Annotated in this window: 19 protein-coding genes; 12 read left to right on the top strand and 7 right to left on the bottom strand. The window is 73.8% G+C overall.

The genetic code is table 11. The annotated features are described in order from the left end of the window. The first annotated feature begins 56 nt into the window (after window positions 1–56). Window positions 57–1,628, top strand: coding sequence for a class I adenylate-forming enzyme family protein (locus ABD160_RS09290; RefSeq protein WP_344020472.1), 1,572 nt, complete (start codon window positions 57–59; stop codon window positions 1,626–1,628). A gap of 120 nt (window positions 1,629–1,748) precedes the next feature. Next, window positions 1,749–3,431: a flavin-containing monooxygenase gene (locus ABD160_RS09285; protein WP_344020470.1), complete on the top strand. Its 1,683-nt coding sequence runs from the start codon at window positions 1,749–1,751 to the stop codon at window positions 3,429–3,431. Window positions 3,432–3,511: 80 nt separating this feature from the next. On the opposite strand, the gene ABD160_RS09280 is transcribed toward ABD160_RS09285, so the two are convergent. From ABD160_RS09280 to ABD160_RS09265, 4 genes are read right to left on the bottom strand one after another with little or no spacing between them, the layout of a single operon-like run. Then, entirely contained in the window at window positions 3,512–5,026 is a 1,515-nt protein-coding gene (locus ABD160_RS09280) for a polysaccharide deacetylase family protein (protein ID WP_344020468.1), read from the bottom strand. Beyond that, a complete protein-coding gene (locus tag ABD160_RS09275; RefSeq protein WP_344020466.1) occupies window positions 5,026–5,151 on the bottom strand; it encodes a hypothetical protein in 126 nt (41 codons plus the stop codon). Before ABD160_RS09275 ends, ABD160_RS09280 begins: the two co-directional genes overlap by 1 nt. Then, window positions 5,148–6,578, bottom strand: a complete 1,431-nt coding sequence (locus ABD160_RS09270) for a glycosyltransferase family 2 protein (RefSeq protein ID WP_344020464.1) — start codon at window positions 6,576–6,578, stop codon at window positions 5,148–5,150. Before ABD160_RS09270 ends, ABD160_RS09275 begins: the two co-directional genes overlap by 4 nt. After that, window positions 6,575–8,074, bottom strand: coding sequence for a nucleotide sugar dehydrogenase (locus ABD160_RS09265; protein ID WP_344020462.1), 1,500 nt, complete (start codon window positions 8,072–8,074; stop codon window positions 6,575–6,577). The genes ABD160_RS09270 and ABD160_RS09265 overlap by 4 nt, the downstream gene beginning before the upstream one ends. Before the next feature lie 517 nt (window positions 8,075–8,591). Here ABD160_RS09265 and ABD160_RS09260 point away from each other — a divergent pair. The 8 genes from ABD160_RS09260 (at window position 8,592) to ABD160_RS09225 (ending at window position 16,357) form a co-directional block, all read left to right on the top strand. Beyond that, window positions 8,592–9,569, top strand: a complete 978-nt coding sequence (locus tag ABD160_RS09260; protein ID WP_425563597.1) for an ABC transporter ATP-binding protein — start codon at window positions 8,592–8,594, stop codon at window positions 9,567–9,569. Continuing rightward, entirely contained in the window at window positions 9,566–10,528 is a 963-nt protein-coding gene (locus tag ABD160_RS09255; RefSeq protein ID WP_344020458.1) for an ABC transporter permease, read from the top strand. Before ABD160_RS09260 ends, ABD160_RS09255 begins: the two co-directional genes overlap by 4 nt. Next, complete coding sequence (locus ABD160_RS09250; protein WP_344020456.1) at window positions 10,525–11,514, top strand: ABC transporter permease; 990 nt, start codon at window positions 10,525–10,527, stop codon at window positions 11,512–11,514. Before ABD160_RS09255 ends, ABD160_RS09250 begins: the two co-directional genes overlap by 4 nt. A gap of 11 nt (window positions 11,515–11,525) precedes the next feature. Beyond that, the gene (locus ABD160_RS09245) at window positions 11,526–12,452 is read left to right on the top strand and encodes an SDR family NAD(P)-dependent oxidoreductase (RefSeq protein WP_344020454.1); all 927 of its coding nucleotides are present in this window, start codon (window positions 11,526–11,528) and stop codon (window positions 12,450–12,452) included. Then, a complete protein-coding gene (locus ABD160_RS09240) occupies window positions 12,449–14,038 on the top strand; it encodes an ABC transporter substrate-binding protein (RefSeq protein ID WP_344020452.1) in 1,590 nt (529 codons plus the stop codon). Before ABD160_RS09245 ends, ABD160_RS09240 begins: the two co-directional genes overlap by 4 nt. Further along, the gene (gene trxB / locus ABD160_RS09235; RefSeq protein WP_344020450.1) at window positions 14,035–14,988 is read left to right on the top strand and encodes a thioredoxin-disulfide reductase; all 954 of its coding nucleotides are present in this window, start codon (window positions 14,035–14,037) and stop codon (window positions 14,986–14,988) included. The genes ABD160_RS09240 and trxB overlap by 4 nt, the downstream gene beginning before the upstream one ends. 72 nt (window positions 14,989–15,060) lie before the next feature. Then, window positions 15,061–15,603: a hypothetical protein gene (locus ABD160_RS09230; protein WP_344020448.1), complete on the top strand. Its 543-nt coding sequence runs from the start codon at window positions 15,061–15,063 to the stop codon at window positions 15,601–15,603. Window positions 15,604–15,820: 217 nt separating this feature from the next. Further along, entirely contained in the window at window positions 15,821–16,357 is a 537-nt protein-coding gene (locus ABD160_RS09225) for an RDD family protein (RefSeq protein WP_344020446.1), read from the top strand. A gap of 112 nt (window positions 16,358–16,469) precedes the next feature. Here ABD160_RS09225 and ABD160_RS09220 read toward each other — a convergent pair whose 3' ends face one another. The 3 genes from ABD160_RS09220 to ABD160_RS09210 all read right to left on the bottom strand — a co-directional run bounded on the left by ABD160_RS09220 (window position 16,470) and on the right by ABD160_RS09210 (window position 18,221). Then, window positions 16,470–17,378 (bottom strand): aminoglycoside phosphotransferase family protein, encoded by a 909-nt coding sequence (locus tag ABD160_RS09220; RefSeq protein ID WP_344020444.1) that lies wholly within the window; start codon window positions 17,376–17,378, stop codon window positions 16,470–16,472. 139 nt (window positions 17,379–17,517) lie between these two features. Then, window positions 17,518–17,904, bottom strand: a complete 387-nt coding sequence (locus ABD160_RS09215) for a type II toxin-antitoxin system VapC family toxin (protein ID WP_344020442.1) — start codon at window positions 17,902–17,904, stop codon at window positions 17,518–17,520. Further along, window positions 17,901–18,221 (bottom strand): AbrB/MazE/SpoVT family DNA-binding domain-containing protein, encoded by a 321-nt coding sequence (locus tag ABD160_RS09210; RefSeq protein ID WP_344020440.1) that lies wholly within the window; start codon window positions 18,219–18,221, stop codon window positions 17,901–17,903. Before ABD160_RS09210 ends, ABD160_RS09215 begins: the two co-directional genes overlap by 4 nt. Window positions 18,222–18,475: 254 nt before the next feature. Here ABD160_RS09210 and ABD160_RS09205 point away from each other — a divergent pair, with 254 nt between their 5' ends. Then, the gene (locus ABD160_RS09205; RefSeq protein ID WP_344020437.1) at window positions 18,476–19,585 is read left to right on the top strand and encodes an NDMA-dependent alcohol dehydrogenase; all 1,110 of its coding nucleotides are present in this window, start codon (window positions 18,476–18,478) and stop codon (window positions 19,583–19,585) included. Between the two features lie 11 nt (window positions 19,586–19,596). Further along, window positions 19,597–21,048, top strand: a complete 1,452-nt coding sequence (locus ABD160_RS09200; protein WP_344020435.1) for an aldehyde dehydrogenase family protein — start codon at window positions 19,597–19,599, stop codon at window positions 21,046–21,048. Window positions 21,049–21,088 lie beyond the last annotated feature (40 nt).

The raw sequence follows: 21,088 nt of genomic DNA, 5'->3' as shown, positions 1-21,088 counted from the left end.
CTCGTGGTCCGGGCCCATGGCCGGAGACCGGCGGACGACAGAGGAGTCGATCCACGATGAGCCGAACACTGACGACGCTGCTCGACGACGCCGCCGCAGCCACCCCCGACCTGGATCTCGTCCGCGGCGAGACCCGGACCTGCACCTACGCGCAGCTGGCGGAGCGCAGCCGGCGGGTCGCGGGCGGCCTGGCCGCACTGGGGCTGCGGCCCGGCGACCGGGTCGCGATCGCCGCACCCAACGGGCCGGAGTGGCTGGAGTTCCTGTTCGGGGCCGCCCGGCTCGGGCTCGTCGTGGTCACCCTCAACGTCCGTTACCGGGAGTCCGAGCTGGAGTACATGCTCGGCCGGTCCGGTTCGCGGCTGCTGCTCAGCGCACCCGCCGACGGCGACGCCGACCTGCGCGGACTGCACCGGGACCTGCGCCCGCGGGTGCCCGCCGTGGAGCACCTGCGCTACCTCGGCGACGGGCCCGACGGGTTCGAGAGCCTGCTCGGCGATCCCGCGGCGGCCCCGGCGCACACGCCGCAGCCGTCCGACGCGGCGGTGCTGCTCTACACCTCCGGGACCACCGGGCGCCCCAAGGGCGCGGTGCTCACCCACGGCAGCATCCTCGCCTCGGCCCGGGCCCAGGTCGCCCGCACCGGATCGCGCCCCGGCGACGTGATGCTCGGGGTGATGCCGCTCAACCACGTCGGCGGTCTGACCTGCACGGTCACCGCGACCATGCTCGCCGGGGGGACCGTGGTGATGCCACCCGGCTACTCGCCGGGCGGGGCGCTGCGCAGCCTCGCCGCCGACCGGGTGACCGTCTTCGCCGGGGTGCCGACGATGTGGTCGCTGATGCTCTCCCACCCGGACTTCCCGGGCACCGACACCGGGAGCCTGCGGGTCGCGGTCATCGGCGGCTCCAACGCCGAACCCGCCCTCTGCGAGGCCATCAGCCGGGGGTTCCCGTCGGCCCGGCTGAGCAACCTCTACGGGATGACCGAGACGTCGGGCGCCGTGGTGCTGAGCGCTCCCGACGACTCGCTCGACACCGTCGCGCAGACGCTCGGCACCCCGCTCGACGGCGTCGAGATCCGGGTCGTCGACGATGCGGGCGAGGTCGTCGCCCCCGGTGCGGACGGCGAGCTCCAGGTCCGCGGGGAGCAGGTCGCCGACGGGTACTGGCAGATGCCGGAGGAGACGGCGGCGACGTTCCTGCCCGGCGGCTGGCTCGCCACCGGGGACGTCGTCGCCGTGACCCCGACCGGCCACCTGCGCCTGCGCGGCCGCCGCAAGGAGATGTTCCTGCAGGGCGGCTACAACGTGTACCCGGTCGAGATCGAGAACGTCCTGACCCGGCATCCGGCGGTCGCGATGGCCGCCGGGATCGGGGTGCCCGATCCGGTGCTCGGCGAGATCGGCCGGTACTACGTGGTCCCGCGGGACCCGGCCGCGCTCGACGTCGACGACCTGCTCGGGTACTGCCGCGCCCATCTCGCCGACTACAAGGTCCCGCGCCAGGTGGCGCTGGTGCCCGAGCTCCCGACGACGCCGTCGGGGAAGGTCGCGAAGTCGGTGCTGCGCGAGTGGGCCGCCGGGACCGCGGGGCAGCGGACCGCAGGCCACCGGACCGGCGGCTGACCCGCCCGGCCCCGCACCGGCACGTCCCCCCAGCAGCACATCCGAGCACATCCGAGCACGTCCACCGGCCACCGGGTCTCCCGGTGCCGCGGGACACCGCACCGGTCGAGAGGATCGAACGTGAGCACACCGTCCAGCCCGGGACAGGCCCCGTCCCTCAGTTTCAGCGGCGTCGACGTGGACCGTGAGGTGGTCGTCGTCGGTGCCGGGTTCAGCGGTGTCCGCACCCTGATCGAGACCCGCAGCCGTGGCTTGTCCACCGTCGTGGTCGAGGCCGGGCCGGACATCGGCGGAACCTGGTACTGGAACCGGTATCCGGGCGCCCGCACCGACAGCCAGGCCTGGGTGTACGGCTTCCCGCTGGCCGGGGTCCGCGACGACTGGCGGTGGGAGGAGCGCTTCGCCACCCAGCCGCAGACCTACGGCTACATCCGGCACGTCGCCGACGTCTACGACCTCTGGCCCGACATCCGGCTGAACACCCGCGTCGAGTCGGCCGTCTACGACGAGGACGACCGGATCTGGCGGGTGCGCACCGACGACGGGACCGAGACGACCTGCCGGTTCCTGGTCACCGCGACCGGGCAGCTCTCGCTGCCCTACTTCCCGGACTTCCCGGGGCTCGCCGACTTCGCCGGCGAGTGGTACCGCACCAGCAAGTGGCCGGAGGAGGGCGTCGACCTCACCGGCAAGCGGGTCGCGGTGGTCGGGACCGGTGCGACCGCGGTCCAGGTCATCCCGATCGTGGCGCAGGACGCCGCGCACCTGACGGTGTTCCAGCGGACCCCGAACTACGTGCTGCCCGCGCGCAACGACGCGCTGTCCGAGCACGACGTCGACGTGATCCGGAAGAACTTCGACGAGATCTTCGACCGGGCGTTCGCCCAGCCGTTCGGGATGGACATGTCCGCCTCGGCCGGCCGGGTCGCGGCCGACTGCACCCCGCAGGAGCAGCAGCAGATCCTCGACCGCGGCTGGGAGGCGGGTGGTTTCCGCTACCTGTTCGAGACGTTCGACGACATCCTCACCGACGAGGCCGCCAACGAGCTGGCGTCGGAGTTCATCCGCGCGAAGATCCGGTCGATCGTGCGGGACCCGCGGACCGCCGAGCTGCTGTGCCCGAAGGACTACCCGCTCGCCGCGAAGCGCCCGCCGCTGGGGCACTACTACTACGAGACGTTCAACCGGGACAACGTCGATCTCGTCGACCTCACCGGGCACGAGCTGACGATCGAGCCGGCCGGGATCCGGGTCGGCGACACGCTGCACGAGGTCGACGTGATCGTGTTCGCCACCGGGTACGACGCGATCACCGGGACCCTGGACCGGATCGAGATCCGGGGCCGCGGTGGGGCGCTGCTGCGGGACCGGTGGACCGAGGGCCCGAGGACGTACCTGGGGATGCTGGTGGACGGGTTCCCGAACCTGTTCATGGTCGCCGGGCCGCAGTCGCCGTTCGCGAACATCCCGGTGGTCAGCGAGGTGTGCGTGCGGTGGCTGAGCGAGCTGCTGACGGCGATGCACGAGCGCGGCGCGGTCACCGCCGAGCCCAGCTCCGCGGCGGTCGACCGGTTCAGCCGGCTCACCGAGGAGGTCATCGACGCGACCGTGCTGCGCCGGGGTGGCAAGACCTCCTGGTACCTCGGGACCAACATCCCGGGCAAGCCGGCCGCGGCCGTGATGTGGCTGGGCGGGGTCGGGAGCTTCCGCGACCTGTGCGACGCGGAGTCGGGCGCGGGCTACCCCGAGATCACCTTCGACACCCGGGACCGGCAGCCCATCGCCTCGGCGCCGGACCGGTGACCGGGCGGGCCGCGCCGGTCCCGCCGCCGGCCGGCCGCGGCTGACCGGGCGGAGGTGCCGGCCCCGGCCGGCACCTCCGCTCACGACGCCGAGACCCGCAGCCCGTGCACGGTCGTCTCCGACGGCGCGGCCCCCACGCGCAGCCCGATCCCGCCGCCGCCCGGTCCGGGATCGGGCACCGTCACGACCGGCAGCGGCCGCCCGTCCACCTCGACCAGCAGCCGGGTCCCGGTGAGCGTCGCGGTCACGGTGTGCGTCGCGGAGTCCGGGAACCGGGCGGTGGCGAGCTCCACCCCGTCCGCGGTGCTGATCTTCATGCTGCTGTGCCCGACGGAGATCCGCAGCGCGCCGGGGGACCCCTCCCGCAGCAGCAGCGCCGCGTAGCCGCCGCGCTGCACCGTCCAGGTCCCGGAGACGGTGTAGTCCCGCCAGTCGGCGGCCCGGTCCCGGTACAGCCGGGCGGTGGTGCCCGCCGCGGTGGTCGCGCGCAGCACGATCCCGTCCGGCCCGACGGACAGCCCGGGATCGCCGTCGACGGTCCAGGCGGCCGGGTCGAGCGGATCGGCGTCCTGCGGTGCGGGCGCGGGCAGCCCGCCGACGATCGCGTCGAACAGGTCGTCGGTGGTGGTGTGCGCGTCCACCCCGATCCGCGGCACGGACCCGGCGGCCAGGTCCGCCCGGGTCGCCCAGCGGCGCGCACTGTCGTTGGTGAACAGCAGCTGGTAGCGGTCGGCCAGGATGTCCCGGCCGGCCAGGGCGAGCGCGGGATCGTTGCTCGGGGTCAGCGAGGCGCTGAACGGGTAGGCGAACAGCGCGGGCCGGCCGTGGCCGTGCTGTTCGAGCGTGGCGATCGCGGTGTCGGCGTCGGCGGTGAGCCGGGCGCGGGCCTGCTCCGGGGTCTCCAGCGTGCCGTCCGCGGTGACCAGCCGGTTGATCAGGAACGGCCACTCGTTCCCGCCGCCGACGTCGTGCCGGTCGTGTCCGGCGGCGGTGTGGCTCTCGACGTCCCAGCGCCCGGTCTCGCGCATCGCGGTCAGCTCGTCCCAGGTCAGGTAGTACGGGTAGTGCTCGCCGACCCGGCCGGTGATGACGAACGCGACGCCGCGGAAGCCGTACTGCTCCAGCAGCGGATCGGCGTAGCGCCACACGCCGCCGGTGCCGTCGTCGAAGGTGATCATGACGGGCCGGTCGGGCAGCACCGACGGGTCGGTGCGCGCGGCGAGCAGGGTGTCCGCGGAGACCGAGGTGAACCCGGCGGCGCGCAGCATCGCCAGGTGCTCGGCGAAGACCTCGGGGGCGATGGTGAACTCGCCCTGCGGGTCGGGGGCGATCTCGTGGTAGCTCAGCACCAGCACCGAACCGGCGGTGCGGGCGGTGACCGCCGGGTCGTCGGCGAAGGCGGTGTGCGCGGCGGCCGGATCGAGCGCGGCCGGCACGACCTGCTGGTCGCGGACGGCGGGCGGCGCGGAGACGGCGTCGCCGATCCAGCGGGTCCCGGCGACCGGGAGCGCGACGGCCAGCACGGCGAGCACGACCAGCGCCGTGCGCAGCCCGGCCCGGCCCAGCAGCGAGTGCGGCGCGACGGTGGTGCCCATCAGAGGATCCCCGTCCAGTACAGGACCTGGCCGCGGGTCAGCAGCACCACGAAGACCAGGACCAGGAACACGGCGAAGGCGATGTCGAGCACCCGGTCGCGGGTGCCCGGTGTGCGGGCGCTCATCCGCGGGACCAGACGCCGCGGCGCAGCGTGGCGGCGCTGTAGGGCAGCAGCCAGGACAGCGCGACCGAGGAGATCAGGCTCATCAGCGGGCGGTACCGCCAGCGCGGGTCGCCCGGGTTCTGCCGCCGGTACCCGGCCGCCCAGACGCCGCCCTTGAACAGGATCCCGAGCAGGTAGAGCGCGGACACCAGCCAGGCGCCCTGCAGCGGCAGCCACACCAGGTGCCGGAAGGCCATCACCGGGGCCAGCAGCACCCAGAGCACGTGGCCGTAGAACAGCGCGGCCGGCAGCGGCCCGCGCCGCCAGTAGAAGCCGCCGGTGAAGAACAGGTTCCGGATGAAGCTCTTCTTCCAGCGCACCTGCTGGCGGACGAACGAGCGCACGGTGTGCGGGACGGTCGTCCGGACCCGGGCGCTGCGGACGTACTCGATCCGCCAGGCGCGCGGCGGCGCGGGACGTTCGGTGAGCGGGTCGCCGGCGTGCCTGCGGACCAGCCGGTCGCCGGTCCAGTACTGGCCGAGCACGTAGCCGGTGAGCTGGCGGTCGGTGGCGAACCGGAACTCGGCGCCGGCGAAACGGTCGCCCGCCCAGGCGGGCAGGTAGGGGGCGACGGCGTCGCGGCGGAACGCGGCCAGCGGCCCGGACACGCAGCTGACCCCGCCGAACACGCTCTCGGCGGCCTTGGCGATCCCGAACTGCCCGTCGTACCAGGTGTCCTGGACGCGGGTGAGCAGGTTGGTGTCGGCGTTGAGCGCGCGGGCGTGCCCGCTGATCCCGCCGATGTCGGGATGCGCGACGATCGCGCGGACGGCGAGCTCGACGGCGTCCGGCTCGATCACGCAGTCGGAGTCGGTGAACACGACGATCTCGCCGGTCGCGTGCCGGAAGCCCTCGACCAGCGCGCGCTTCTTGCCGACGTTGCGCGGCATGGTCAGCACGGTGATCCCGAGCTCGGCGGCGAGCACGGCGAGCACGTCGGCGGTGCCGTCGGTGCTGCCGTCGTCGACGACGACGACCTGCAGGTCCGGGTAGGCCGAGCCGGCCATGCTGCGGACGCAGTCCTCGATCCCGTCCACCTCGTCCTTGACCGCGACCAGGAACGAGACCGGCGGCAGGTCGGCGGTGCGCAGCGCGGTCGCGGCCTCGTCGGTCGCCGGATCGGTGTAGTAGCCGAAGGCCAGCGCGAAGGTCACGAACAGCGCCGCGGTGACGCCGACGCCGTAGACGGTGAGCCAGGTGTCCCCGGCCAGCGAGGTGAGCTTCCAGGTCAGCAGCATGGTGACCGGGGCGAGCGCGAGCAGCACGACGACCGGGCGCCGGTCGATCCCCTGCAGCGGGCGGCGCAGGTAGGAGCGCACGACGGCGCGCCGCCGGTGCCGGGCCGGGACGGCGGGCGAGACCCGGGTGACGGTGGTCGCGGTGCTCACAGCGGGTACCGGTTCGGTGCGTCGGCGAGCCCGTAGGCGGCGTCCAGGACGGTCGGCGCCGGCCGGTCGGCGGTGCCGGTGACCAGCCAGGAGTGGTCGGCGTCGCGGTGCAGGGTGTGCGTGATGACCAGGTCCCAGTCGTCGTCGGCGGGATCGGGGCGGGAGTCCAGCGGGCCGTTCGCGGTCGGCAACCGGTCGACCAGCGGATCGGTGAAGGCGACGTCGGCGCCGAGCCGGCGCAGCTCGTCGATGACGGTGAGCGCGGGGGACTCGCGCACGTCGGCGACGCCGGGCTTGTAGGCGACGCCGACGACGAGCACCCGGGCCCCGGTGACCGGCCGGCCGGCCTCGGCCAGCACCTCGCGGGCGCGCGCGACGACGGCGTGCGGCCGGGTCGCGATGGAGGCCATCGCGGCCTCGGTGACCGGCGCGGCGACCGGGCCGGAGCGCAGCTGCCACAGCAGGTAGTGCGGGTCGCAGGGGATGCAGTGCCCGCCGACGCCGGGCCCGGGGCGGAAGGCCATGAACCCGTACGGCTTGGTGGCGGCGGCGTCGACGACCTCGCGGACGTCGACGTCGAACTGCCGGGCGATCCCGGCGAACTCGTTGGCGAGCGCGATGTTGACCGCGCGGAAGGTGTTCTCCAGCAGCTTGGTCATCTCGGCGGCCTCGGGGGAGGAGACGGTGTGCACCGCCGCCGACGCCGGGAGCAGTGCGGCGGCGGCCCGGCGCCCGCACTCGGGGGTGATGCCGCCGACCACCCGCGGGGTGCGCTCGGGCAGGTGGTCGGCGACGCCCGGGTCGATGCGCTCGGGGCTGAACGCGACGAACACGTCCCGCCCGACGACCAGGCCCCGGTCGGCCAGCGGCCCGACCAGCAGGTCGCGGGTGGAGCCGACGTAGGTGGTGGAGGTCAGCACGATCGTCTGGCCGGGCACCGCGTGCGCGACGACGGTGGCGCAGGCGGCGCGCAGCGGGCCCAGGTCGGGGACGAGATGGTGGTCGACCGGGGTCGGCACGCAGACCAGCAGCGTGCCGGCGGCGGCCAGCGCGGCCGGGTCGGTGGTGAGCTCCAGCAGGTCGGTGCCGATCCGGCGGTCGAGCCGGGCCCGGTCGGACGGCAGCAGGTCGACGGCGCCGGACCGGATGGCGGCCAGCCGGTCCGCGGCGATGTCGTACCCGACGACGTGGTGGCCGCTCTCGGCGAGCGCGAGTGCGGTGGGGAGGCCCACGTAGCCGAGCCCGACGATCCCGACGGTCGCCGGGGCCGTCGTACCGGGGGTGCCTGTCGGCACGGTGCAGGTGGGCACGGTGCGGCTCGGCACGGTGTGGGTCGGCACGGTGCGGGTGCGGCGGGACGGCGCCGGCGCACCGGCCGGTGCGGTGCGCGGGGCCGGGAGCGTGGCCGGGCCGGACTGGTCGGACGTGGCCGGGACGGCCACCGGGGCGAGCGGCATCAGGGTCTCCACCGGATTGCACACGGAGCGTGGCTCCATGTAATTGAGAGCAAAACTATTGCTCTCGCAAGTTAGACCCGTTCGGCGACCTTGCGACAGGGTCGTGACCGAAACCATACACAAAGCGTGACACGGATACCGACATTCGAGTGATGGGTCTGACCAGTGAATATCCGGGTCCATTGCTCTTGCGGCAGTAACGCGGTCCGTGCACCGGAGTGATCATGTAACGCTCGGTAGCAGGTCTGGGTCGCGCTGCGCCTCGTCGGTTGCGCCGGGAAAGTAATCCGGAATGTCGCAGTGACCAATCACTGAAAGTAGTCGGAGCGGGAGGCGGTCGGCCCCGCTACGTCATCCGTCGTGGTGTGGCCCGCGACACGATCCGTAACCTGTGCGCGCTCTTCTCCCTGGTGGAAGGCGGTCTGGCGGCCGGCCGGACGCGATTCCTAGCGTGCCCGCAGCACACGGCCGACGGCGTCCGAGGGGGAGACCGCATGTGTCAGACCACGACCGGCCGGACCGGGTGCGCTCCGGCGGGCAGCCCGGCCGGTGCCCGGTGACCGATCCGCCGCTGTTCGAGGCCCGCGACCTGGTGAAGCACTTCCGCAGCCGGCGCGGCGTCGTGCGGGCCGTCGACGGCGTCTCGCTGAGCATCCCGCGCGGCCGGACCGTCGGGCTGGTCGGCGAGTCCGGTTCCGGCAAGTCCACGGTGGCCCGGCTCGCGCTGCGGCTGCTCGAACCGACCTCGGGGGAGCTGACCTTCGACGGCGCCGATCTCGGCGCCGCCTCCGGAGCGGCGCTGCGCCGGCTGCGGCGCCGGATGCAGATCGTCTTCCAGGACCCGCACGGCTCGCTGAACCCACGGATGACCGTCCTGCAGGCGGTCGGCGAGCCGCTCGTCGTGCACCGGATCGCCCGCGGCGCGGCGCTCGCCGACCGGGTCGTCGAACTGCTCGAACGGGTCGGGCTGGGCGCCCGCGACCTGCACCGCTACGCCCACCAGTTCTCCGGCGGCCAGGCCCAGCGGATCGGGATCGCCCGCGCGCTGGCCACCGATCCGGACCTGATCGTGTGCGACGAGGCGGTCTCCGCGCTGGACGTGTCGGTGCAGGCCCAGGTGCTCAACCTGCTCCGCGGCCTGCAGGCCGAGCGCGGACTGTCCTACCTGTTCATCGCGCACGACCTGAACGTCGTCCGGTACATGTCCGACGAGGTCTGCGTGATGTACCTCGGCGAGATCGTCGAGCGCGGCGACGGCGACGCGGTGCTGCGCGACCCGCAGCACCCCTACACCCGGATGCTCGTCTCCGCCGTGCCCGATCTCGCGACCGCCGGACCGGCCGACGAGGTCGCGCCGGTCGGCGAGGTGCCCAGTCCGATCGACCCGCCGCCGGGCTGCCGGTTCCACACCCGCTGCCCGCGCGCCGAACCGGCCTGCCGCGACGACCGGCCCGCGCTGCGCACCGTGGCCGCCGGTCGCGACGTCGCCTGCCTGCTGGCCCGGCCGCGCACCGCGGAGGCGGTGCGCCCGTGATCCGCTACGTGCTGCGCCGGCTCGCCTACGGCGGTGTGGTGCTGGCGCTGGTGACCACGCTGGTGTTCGTGCTCATGCGGCTGGTCCCCGGCGACGCCGTGACGATGCAGCTGGCCGACTCCGGCGCGAGCCCGGAGCAGATCGCCGCGCTGCGCGCCGAGTTCGGCCTGGACGTGCCGGTCTGGACGCAGCTGGGCAGCTGGCTGGCCGGCGCCGTGCGCGGCGACCTCGGCACGTCGTTCTACGGCGGCGGGGCCCCGGTCACCGAGCTGTTCCTGCAACGGGTGCCGGTCACCGTCACGCTCGGCCTGCTCGCGATGCTGTTCGCGACCGTCGCCGGGATCGCGCTCGGTGTGCTGGCCGCCGTCAACCGCGGCTCCGCGCTGGACGGCGCGGTGCGGACGTTCGCGGTCGCGTTCCTGTCGGTGCCCAACTTCGTCGTCGCACTGCTGGCGCTGACCGCCTGCGCGCTCTGGCTGAACTGGTCGCCGCCGCTGGCGTACCGGCCGCTCACCGAGGACCCGCTGAACTGGATCCAGCAGATGGCCATCCCGGTGATCGCGCTGGGCACCGCCGGGATGGCCGGGACCGCGCGGATGGCGCGCTCGTCGCTGCTGGAGTCGCTCGGATCGGACTACGTGCGCACCGTCCGCGCGAAGGGTGCCCGGGAGCGCACCGTCGTCGGCAAGCACGCCGCCCGGAACTCGACGATCGCGGTGCTCACGCTGCTCGGGCTGGAGCTCGCGACGGTGCTCGGCGGCACCGTGATCCTGGAGCAGATGTTCGGGATCCCCGGGACCGGGCAGCTCATCTACTCCGCGGTGCTGGAACGCGACTACCCGGTCGTCGTCGCCTGCACGATCTTCTACGCGGCGTTGTTCGTGGTGACGATCATCGTGATCGACCTGCTCTACGCGCTGGTCGATCCGCGGATCCGGACCGGACGGGCACTCTCGTGACCGCCCCGGCCACCCCCGGACGGCTGCGCGCCGTCCCCGGCGCGATCGGCCGGTTCGTCCGGGCCCAGCCGCTCGGCGGGATCGCGCTGACCGTGCTCACCCTGTTCGTGCTGGCCGGGCTGCTGGCGCCGCTGATCGCCCCGCACGACCCGCTGGAGCAGTTCCGCCGCGACATCCTCGACGGCCCGTCCGCCCGGTTCCTGCTCGGCACCGACGATCTCGGCCGGGACGTGCTGAGCCGCTCGCTGCACGGCGCGCGCACGTCGCTGCTGATCGGCGTGGTGACCACCGCGGTCAGCCTGCTGCTCGGGACGACGATCGGGGTGGTCTCCGGCTACGCGGGCCGCGGCGTCGACATCGTCCTGCAACGGGTGATGGACGCCGTGCAGGCCATCCCCGGCATCATCCTGCTGCTGTTCATCGCGGTGATCCTCGGGCCGTCGGTGCGCAACACGATCATCGCGCTGACCGTGGTGATCACGCCGTCGTTCAACCGGATCGCCCGCGGCGAGACGCTGCGGGTGCGCGAGGAACGCTACGTCGAGGCGGCCCGCGCCACCGGCGCCCGGACCGGCCGGATCCTGTCCCGGCACGTCCTGCCGAACATCGTCGCCCCGGTGTTCACACTGGCCAGCCTGATCTTCGCCGGGGTGATCATCGCCGAGTCGGCGCTGAGCTTCCTCGGCATCGGCGCGCCGCCGCCGACCCCGTCCTGGGGGCTGATGCTCTCCGAGGGCGTCCGGTACACCGAGCGCGCGCCGTGGCTGATCGTGGTGCCCGCGATCCTGCTCTCGCTGGCCGTGTTCAGCCTCAACCTGCTCGGCGACGCGCTGCGCGACCACCTGGACCCGCGCCTGCAGCACGCCACCTTCGCCGAGTCCCGGCGCTGGTGGCGCCCCCGCCCGCCGGCCCGCCTCGCCCCCGGCCTGGCCCGGGCCGCCGAGCAGCTCGACGCCACCGGACCGACCGACCGACGACCCGACTAGGAGCGTGCACAGTGGACATCTCACTCGCCGGCAAGGTGGCCCTGGTCACCGGCGCCGGCCCGAACATCGGCGGCGGGATCGCCCTCGCGCTCGCCCGCTACGGCGCCACCGTGGCCTGCAACGACATCGACCCGGCGGCCGCCGTCGCCGCCGTCGAGCGGATCGAGCGCAACGGCGGCCGGGCGATCGCGGTCCCCGGCGACGTCACCGACGAGGACCAGGTGCACGGCTACGTCGAGCGGGTCGTCGGCGAGCTGGGCGGGATCGACATCCTGGTCAACAACGCCGCCCTGCTGGGCGGCAAGGGGGTGCTCGACGAGAGCGCCGAATTCTTCGACCGCGCCGTGCGGGTCGCCGGGCTGGGCAGCTTCCTGAACACCCGGGCGGTGGGGCGGCACATGGCCGAGCGCGGCACCCGCGGCTCGATCGTGCTGGTCTCCTCGTCGAACGGCTGGTCCGGCTCGGCCGGGGTGATCGCCTACGCGTTCCACAAGGGCGGCGTGAACAACTTCGTGCGGGCCGCGGCGATGGACCTCGCCCCCTACGGGATCCGGGTCAACTCCTTCACCCCGACCGCGCCGACCCCGGACAACCCGGCGCTGACCGGCCCGGACGGCAGGTCCATCATGGACCGCCCGCGGAACGGGATCGGCGGCGGCACCGGTCAGGAGCCGTGGCGGCGGCCCGCCCGCTGGAGCGGGGACCGGGTGCCGATGGTCCCGATGGGCACCACCGGGACGCCGACCGACATCGGGCACTGCGTGGCCTGGATGTGCTCCGACCAGGCCCGGCTGATCACCGGGCAGGACTTCGTCGTCGACGGCGGGGCCCGGGCGAAGAACTTCGCCTACGTCCCGGCGGCGGCCGGTGACCTCGCCGGTCCGGTGCCGCTGGTCGCCCTGGACGTGACCGGCGAGCTCGACCGGGAGTCGGTGTGAGACCGGGTCGCGCCGCGGCGCTGGTACTGGCCGGCGCGCTGGCGCTGTCCTCCTGTGGCGCCGGCGGCGGCGGTGGTGGCAACGACGGGCCGGTCGGCGACCCGCGCCCCGGCGGCACGCTGATCTGGCAGCTGCCGGCCGAGGTGTCCACCGACCTGCACCCGCTGGAGAGCTCCGATCCGAGCGCCACCGGGCTGATCTCCGGCTCGGTCTACGGGAAGCTGCTCGACTGGCGGACCGGGCCGGACGTCACCGAGATGGAGCTGGAGGGCGACCTCGCCGAGTCCTGGGAGGTCTCCGACGACGGCCTCACCTACACCTTCGCGCTGCGCCGGGACGTCACCTGGCACGACGTCGAGCCGGTGAACGGGCGCCCGTTCGTCGCCGACGACGTGGTCGCGACGATCACCGCGATGAAGGAACGTGGCCTGCAGGCCTACATGCTCGAGGCGGTGCAGAGCGTCCAGGCGCCGGACGAGCACACCGTCGTCCTGAACCTCAGCACGCCGTTCGCCCCGCTGCTGGAGTACCTGGCCTACCACACCTTCCTGATGGTCCCCCGGGAAGGGATCGAGGGTCAGTACGACCTGGACACCGTCGCGATCGGCACCGGGCCGTTCCTGCTCGCGGAACACACCCCCGACGTCGAGTGGGTTCTCCGGCGCAATCCCGACTACCACGTGCCCGACCGCCCCTACCTCGACGAGATCCGCCGACCGGTCATCAGCGACACCGCGGCGACCACCGCCGCCCTGCGCAGCGGCCGCCTCGACGTCGGCACCACCAGCGACGTCAACGTGGCCGACGAGTTCCGCGACGGCGACTTCACGGTCGACGAGACCCCGGGCGCTCCGGTCAGCTTCTACCTCAACCCGCGCGAGGAACCGTTCGACGACGTGCGGGTGCGCCGCGCTGTGTCGCTCGCGATCGACTGGGAGGGCATGGGGGAGACCATCCGCGGCTCGTTCAACCTGACCTCGATCCTGCGCCCGGACGTCTCCGACGCCGCGCTGACCGAGGACGAGGTGCGCGAGATCCGCCCGTTCGATCCCGAGCAGGCCCGCCGGCTGCTCGCCGAGGCCGGGCTCCCGGAGGGCTTCACGACCACCCTGACCGTGCAGCGGGTCGACGACGAGGACGTCCGCGAGGCCCAGTGGATCCAGGCCGACCTGGCCGAGGTCGGGATCGACGTCACCATCGAGACCGTCGATCCCGGGACCGGGATCGAACGCCGGCGCAACCACGAGTTCGCGATGACGAAGGCGCTGCGCACCGTGCACCTGCCCGACCAGACCTGGCGCGACTTCATGCCCGGCTACATCGAGAACTACGCGCTCGTCGACGACCAGCAGCTCGTCGACGACTACGCCCGGACCCGGTCCACCACCGACCCGGACGAGCAGCGCGAGCTGCACCGGGCCATGCAGACCCGGATGGAGACCGAGATCGTGCAGGGCCTGTTCCCCATCCAGAAGTTCGACTACACGATCTTCTCCGCGCGGGCCCAGGACCTGCACCCGGTACCGATCCACCACGGCCGACGGCTGGCCGAGGTGTGGCTCAGCGACCAGCCGGAGTCGCCGTGAGCGCCCCGGTGCACGATCTCGTCGTCGTCGGGTCCGGCCCGGCCGGGTACACCGCGGCGGTCTACGCCGCCCGGGCCCGGCTGGCCCCGCTGGTGTTCGAGGGTTCCAGCTACGGCGGCGCCCTGATGACCACCACCGACGTGGAGAACTACCCGGGCTTCCCGGACGGCGTCGACGGTCCCGGCCTGATGGAACGGATGCGGGCGCAGGCGCAGCGCTTCGGCGCCGACCTGCGCGCCCGCGACGTCGAGGAGATCCGCTGGGACGGCCCGGTCACCGAGATCGTGGCGGACGGCGCGGTGCACCGGACGCGTGCCGTGGTGCTCGCGATGGGCGCCGCGCCGCGCTATCTCGGCGTGCCGGGGGAGCAGGAGCTGCTCGGGCGCGGCGTGTCGTCCTGCGCGACCTGCGACGGGTTCTTCTTCCGCGACCGCGACGTCGCCGTCGTCGGTGGCGGGGACTCCGCGATGGAGGAGGCAGAGTTCCTCACCCGGTTCGCCCGCAGCGTCACCGTCGTGCACCGCCGGGACACCTTCCGGGCGTCGCGGATCATGCTGGAACGGGCCCGGGCGAACCCGGCGATCCACTGGGCAACCCACCGCGAGGTGGTCGCGGTGTCCGGCGACGGCGCCGTCGCCGGGCTGCGGCTGCGCGACGTCCGGGACGGCGCGGAGTCCGTGCTGGACGTCGCCGGGATGTTCGTCGCGATCGGCCACGACCCGCGCAGCGGGCTGGTCGCCGACCGGCTCGACCTGGACCCCGACGGCTACGTCCGCACCCTGGACGGGACCACCCGGACCGCGGTCGACGGCGTCTTCGCCTGCGGTGACCTGGTGGACCGGAACTACCGGCAGGCGGTGACCGCCGCCGGATCGGGCTGCGCGGCGGCGATCGACGCGGAGCGCTGGCTGGCCGGGCAGGGACCGGCCGGCCTGCGGCGCGCCTCGTGAGCGCCGGTCCGGTGAGCGCCGATCCGCCGGGGAGCGTGGTCGTCCACGACCCCACCGGCACCCCGCCCGCGGGTGCGCGGCCGGCGGGCCGCCGACCGGCCGCCGTCGCTGGACGGGCGGCCGGTGTTCCTGGTGGACAGCCGGTTCGACGACTCGGTGGAGCTGCTGCGGCAGATCGAGACCTGGTTCGGCGAGCACCTGCCCGCGGTCCGGACCACGATGGTGCAGCTGTCGGGCAGCTGCGCGAGTACACACACGGGGACGATCCGGTGCGCGGCTGCGACGGGCCGTTCTTCCGGGACCTCGACGTGGTCGTCGTCGGGGGCGGGGACTCCGCGATGGACGAGGCCGCGGTGCTCGCCGGGTACGCGGCCCGGGTGCTCGTCGTGCCCGACGGCCTCGTCCCGACCGCCCGGGACGAGCTCGTCGCCCGCACCGGCGCTCGGCAACGTCTCGTTCCGCGCCGGGGCGACGGTCACCGCGATCGGCGGTGCCGACCGGGTCGGCTCGGTCGTCGTCCGCGATCTCGCCACCGGCGCCGGGACCGAGGAACCCGCGGCCGGGGTGCTCGTGCAGACCGGACACCGACCGCTTCGCCGACCTGGTGCGGCGTAACGGGACCGGGCACATCGTCGTGGACGACGACCTGATGACCTCGCACCCCGGGATCATCGCGGCGGGGGACATCCGCGCCGCCCACACCGTCCTCCACCGCCGCCCCTGGCCGCACACCCCTTCACCGCGCCGCACACCCGCAGCGGGGGGTGTGCGGCGCGGTGAAGGGGTGTGCGGTGGGCACGTGACCGGGAGGAGGCCGGGTACGGTGCCCGTCGTGGAGCGGTTGGCCGGCCGTCGTGGGCGCGCCTACCTGTGCGACTGCGTCGTCTATGCCGGAGTCGCCGTGGCGACCGTGCCCTTCGGGATGGCGGCGAACGCGGCCGGCTGGGGCGGGAACCGCGCGTTCGTGCTCGCCGCCAGCGCCGTCCCACCGGTCGTGGCCACCTGGCTCGCCGCGGAGCAGGAGGCCGGACCGGCGCGGGCGACCTGGGGGAAGCGGCGACACGGGCTGGTCGTGAGCGACCGTCGCGGCCTGCCGATCGACCGCCGGCGCGCCCTCCTGCGCAACACGGTCAAGATCGGTGTGCCGTGGCAGCTCGGGCACACGGTCGCCATCGGGGCGGCGTTCGGCGGCTTCGAGACCCGGGACCGGCTCACGATCGCCGCGACCGCGGTGACCTACCCGCTGCTCGCCATGATGATCCTGGCCGTGCTGCGGGGCGAGGGGCGTGGATTGCACGACCGGGTGGCCGGTACCGCCGTGCACCCGGCCACCGGGACGGCCGCGTCGGATGGGGCTTCGCCGGCGTGAGCCCCGGCCGTCGGGCGGACGCCGGTGGCGGGTCGCGTCTCCGTCCCTGAGCCGAACGCCGGCAGCGACCCGGACGGCTGCTCACCGTGCGGCGTTCCGCCGTCTCGCCGGGCTATGCCTGGCCCAGGACCCGGTCCAGCGCGGCCCGGCCGGCCGGGCCCCATCCCGGCTTCCCGCCGGGCAGGCCCCGGTCGCCGTTCTGGCCCATCAGGATCAGGAACAGGCTCTTGAGCACGGCCAGCCCGCGGGCGCGCCGGATCGTCGCCGGGTCGATCTCACCGTAGGCGGTCAGGCAGCGCTCGGCGGCGCCTGCCGGGAGCAGGGTCCAGGCGGCGGCGAGGTCCACCGCGGGGTCGCCGGCGAACAGCGCACCGAAGTCGACGACCCCCGCGAGCGTTCCGTCGGCGACGACGACGTTCGCCGGGTGCAGGTCGCCGTGCACCCACATCCGCGGGCCGTCCCAGGCGGGCGCGGCGGCGGCGTCCGCCCAGACGGCACGGACCCGGGTGACGTCGGTGCCGAGCGCTGGCGCATCGATCGAGTCCAGGAAACGGTCGAAGCCTCCGGTGCTCTCGTGGGGGTGGGCACCGATGCCGATCTCATCGGGAGGTGCGTCGCTCGGCGCCGGGACGTGCAGCGCCCGGAGGAACCCGGCGAGGGTGTCGGCGGCGTGCTCGGGCCGGGTGATCGCCCCGCGGTCCAGCGGACGACCCGGCACCCAGGTCATCACCGTCCAGAGCTTGGCGAAGCGTTCGCCCGGTGCACCGGTGCGGACCGGGACGGGGATCGGCAACGGCAGGTGCGGGGCGAGGTGGGGTAGCCACCGCCGCTCCTTGAGCTGCGGGCCGGGATGGGTGTCCATCCGCTGGATCCGCACGGCGAGGTCCTCACCGAGCCGCCACATCTGGTTGCCCCAGCCGCCCTCCACCTCGCGCAGGGGCAGCTCGGCCAGATCCGGATGCTGGTCCCGGAGCAGCTCGCGGACGAGGCCGGCGGTGATCACAGGCTCGGTCGCGGTCACACCGGCGACCGTAGCGGGAGTCTCCGACGGGAGCGTTGCTTCCAGACCGGGTACAGCCAGGACGAGCTCGCTCCGACCTGCCGCGGCGGGTCGTCCTGGCGACGATCGCCGGCTCGCCACGAGCGTCGGAGACGCGCTGTCAGCGGATGAGTTCGATGGGAGTGGCCGTGTCGAGGTCGGCCCAGGCGCGATCGCCGGTCAGGACGGTCTCGACATCGCCGGATTCGGCAGCGGCGAGACAGGCGCGGTCACCGAGGGACAACCCGGCCGAGTGGGTGGAGGTCCAGAGCATTCCGGCCCGTACCGCCTGGTGCGGGGTGAACGGCATGAGGTCGATCCCGAGTGCGCGAATGGCCTCGGCTGCGGTGGCGGGGTCGGGGTGGCCGCGCCGAGTCAGGATGGTGACGACCTCGGCCCAGTTCACGGAGGAGGCCCTCGCGCCGGGAAGTGCCGCAGCGACCCGTTCATGGCCGGGTTCGCGGTAGATCAGGGCCAGGATCGCGCTGGCATCGAGGACCACGCTCACGGTGTACCGCCGTCCACGGCCGACGTGGGCGGGTCGGTGGCGTCGCGGGCGGCCTCGGCACGCCGGTCGGCCAGTAGCTCGTCGACGGCGCTGCCGGTGACTCCGGCAGCGGTGGCGGCGTCGATCGCCTCCTGCTGGACGCGGGTCAGCAGGTGCGTGCGTTCCTCGATCACGACTCGACCGTGGTCGAGGTAGAGCACCAGCCGCGACCCCGGCTCGATTCCTGCCGCCCGACGCAGCTGCGCCGGGATCGTCACCCGGCCGTCACGGGTGGCGGACACCTCGTTCGGTGTGGCGGGGCCATCAAGAATCGACACGGTTGGACTCTATCAGCCGCATCCGACCTATCTTCGCCATAAATCTCAGATATGCGCCAGGACTTCGACGCCGCTGTCGCCGCGCTGCTTGCGGACCGTCCTTCCGCGACCCTTCCGCGACGTGAAAGCGGCCTCCCGGCACCCGCCGGGCGGGCGGCATCGTGAGCGCACGAGCCGGTGATCCGGCCCACATCCCGCATCCGGGCCTGGCCTTCCGAAGGCGGCCGCATCCGTTGCCACACACAGGAGCCGACATGGGCATCACGACCCGAGCCGCGATCTGCCGCGAACCGGGGACGCCGTGGGAGATCACCGACGTCGAGCTGGACGACCCGCGCGACAACGAGGTCCGCATCCGGTTCCACGCGGCCGGCCTCTGCCACTCCGACGACCACATCCAGAAGGGCGACGCCCGGATGCGGATGCCCGTCGTCGGCGGGCACGAGGGAGCCGGGGTGGTCGACGCGGTCGGCCCCGGCGTCACCCGGGTCCGGGTCGGCGATCACGTCGTCTGCTCCTTCATCCCGGCCTGCGGCACCTGCCGGTACTGCTCCACCGCCCGGCAGAACCTGTGCGACGCCGGCAAGAACGCCGCCACCGGCGAGTTCCCGGACGGCTCGTTCCGGTTCCACCTCGACGGCGAGGACCTCGGCGGGCTCTGCGTGCTCGGCACCTTCTCCCAGCACGCGGTGGTCTCCGAGTTCTCCTGCATCCCGATCCCGGACGACATCCCGTTCGACGTCGCGTCGCTGGTCGGCTGCGGCGTCCCGACCGGCTGGGGCTCCGCGGTGCACGCCGCCGGGGTGCGGGCCGGGCAGACCGTCGTCGTCTACGGCTGCGGCGGGGTCGGCGCCAACGCGGTGCAGGGCGCCCGGCTGGCCGGCGCGCGCAACGTCGTGGTCGTCGATCCGGTCGGGTTCAAGCGGGACATGGCGAAGGTCTTCGGTGCCACGCACACCTTCGCCGACGCCGACGAGGCCCACCGGTTCGTCGTCGAGACGACCTGGGGCGAGCTCGCCGATCACGCGATCATCACCGTCGGCGTGCTGCACGACGAGGTGATCGGCCGGGCGCTGGCGATCACCGGGAAGTCCGGCCAGGTCACCATCACCGCGGTCGGCAACGGCTCGGTCCGGACCCCGTCCGGGATGCTGATCGGCTACCAGCGCCGGGTGCAGGGCGCGATCTTCGGCGCCTGCAACCCGCTGCACGACGTGCCCCGGCTGCTCGACCTGTACCGCTCCGGCGATCTCAAGCTCGACGAGCTGATCACCCGGCGGTACCGGCTCGACGAGGTTAACCAGGGCTACACCGACATGCTCGAGGGCCGCAACATCCGCGGCGTGATCGTGCACGAGCACTGAGGGGACGCACCATGACGATCACCCGGACCGACCTCGCCACGGACGGCACCCACCTGATCGGCGACGCCTGGGTGCCCGCCGCCGACGGCCGCACCATCGACGTGCTCGATCCGTCCACCGGCGAGACCGTCGGGCGGGTGCCGCGCGGCACCGCCGCCGACGTCGACGCCGCCGTCACCGCCGCCCGGGCCGCGTTCCCGGCCTGGCGCGACACCAGCGCCACCGAGCGCGGGCGGCTGCTGCTGCGCTGGGCAGAGCTGGTCGAGGAGCACGCCGACGAGCTGGACCGGCTGGAGTCCCGCGAGGTCGGACGCCCGCACTGGGGCCCGCCGCCGATGGCCCGGATGCTCACCTTCCTGGCCGGGCAGGCCGACAAGGTGCAGGGCCTCTCGCTGCCCACGCACACCCCGGACGTGCTCGGGCTGACGCTGCGCGAGCCCTACGGCGTCGTCGCGTCGATCATCCCGTGGAACGCGCCGGGCCCGATGTTCGCCAACGACACCGGCGCCGCGATCGCCGCGGGCAACACTGTCGTCGTCAAACCGGCGGAGGACGCCCCGCTGACCCCGCTCGCATTGGCCCGGCTGGCCCGCGAGGCCGGGATCCCGCCGGGTGTGGTCAACGTCGTCACCGGCTACGGCCACGAGGCCGGTGCCGCGCTGCCCGCGCACCCCGGCGTCGACCGGGTCGGCTTCACCGGCTCTCCGGAGACCGGGTCCGCGGTGATGGCGACCTGCGCCCGCCGGCTGGTGCCGCTGCACCTGGAGCTGGGCGGCAAGTCCCCGCAGGTGGTGTTCCCGGACGCCGACCTGGACAGGGCGATCCCGGCGATCGTCGCGGGCATCACCCTGAACACCGGCCAGATCTGCGCCGCCGGGTCCCGGGTGGTGGTGGACCGGTCGATCCGCGCCGAGGTGGTGGAGCGGCTCGCCGCCGAGATGGCGGCGGTCACCGTCGGGCCGTGGCACGAGCGGGTCCGGATGGGACCGCTGATCAACGCCCGGCAGCGGGACCGGGTGCTCGGCTACGTGAGCACCGGCCGCGCGGAGGGCGCCCGGCTGGTCACCGGCGGCGGGACGCCGACCGGGAACGGCCTGGACCGCGGGTTCTTCGTCGAGCCGACGCTGTTCGACGACGTCGATCCCGGCATGACGATCGCCCGCGAGGAGATCTTCGGCCCGGTGCTGTCGGTGCTCACCGTGGACGACGAGGCGCAGGCCCTCGACGTCGCGAACGGCACCGACTACGGGCTGGTCGCGTCGGTCTGGACCCGCGACGTCGGCCGCGCCGTGCGGATGTCGCGCGGGCTGGCCGCCGGGCAGGTCGCGGTGAACGCGGCACTCGGCGCCGGGGTGATCGGCGGGCCGTTCGGCGGGTACCGGCGCAGCGGCTTCGGCCGCACCATGGGCGCCGACGCCGTGCTGGAACACACCCAGGTGAAGACGGTGTCGATCCGTGGCTGAGCGCAGCTTGTCGGAGCGAACATCCGGTGCTGAGCGCAGC

The sequence above is a fragment of the Pseudonocardia kongjuensis genome, assembly GCF_039526905.1.
Taxonomy (GTDB): Bacteria; Actinomycetota; Actinomycetes; order Mycobacteriales; family Pseudonocardiaceae; genus Pseudonocardia; species Pseudonocardia kongjuensis.
This window is presented reverse-complemented; position numbering and strand designations above follow the sequence as displayed.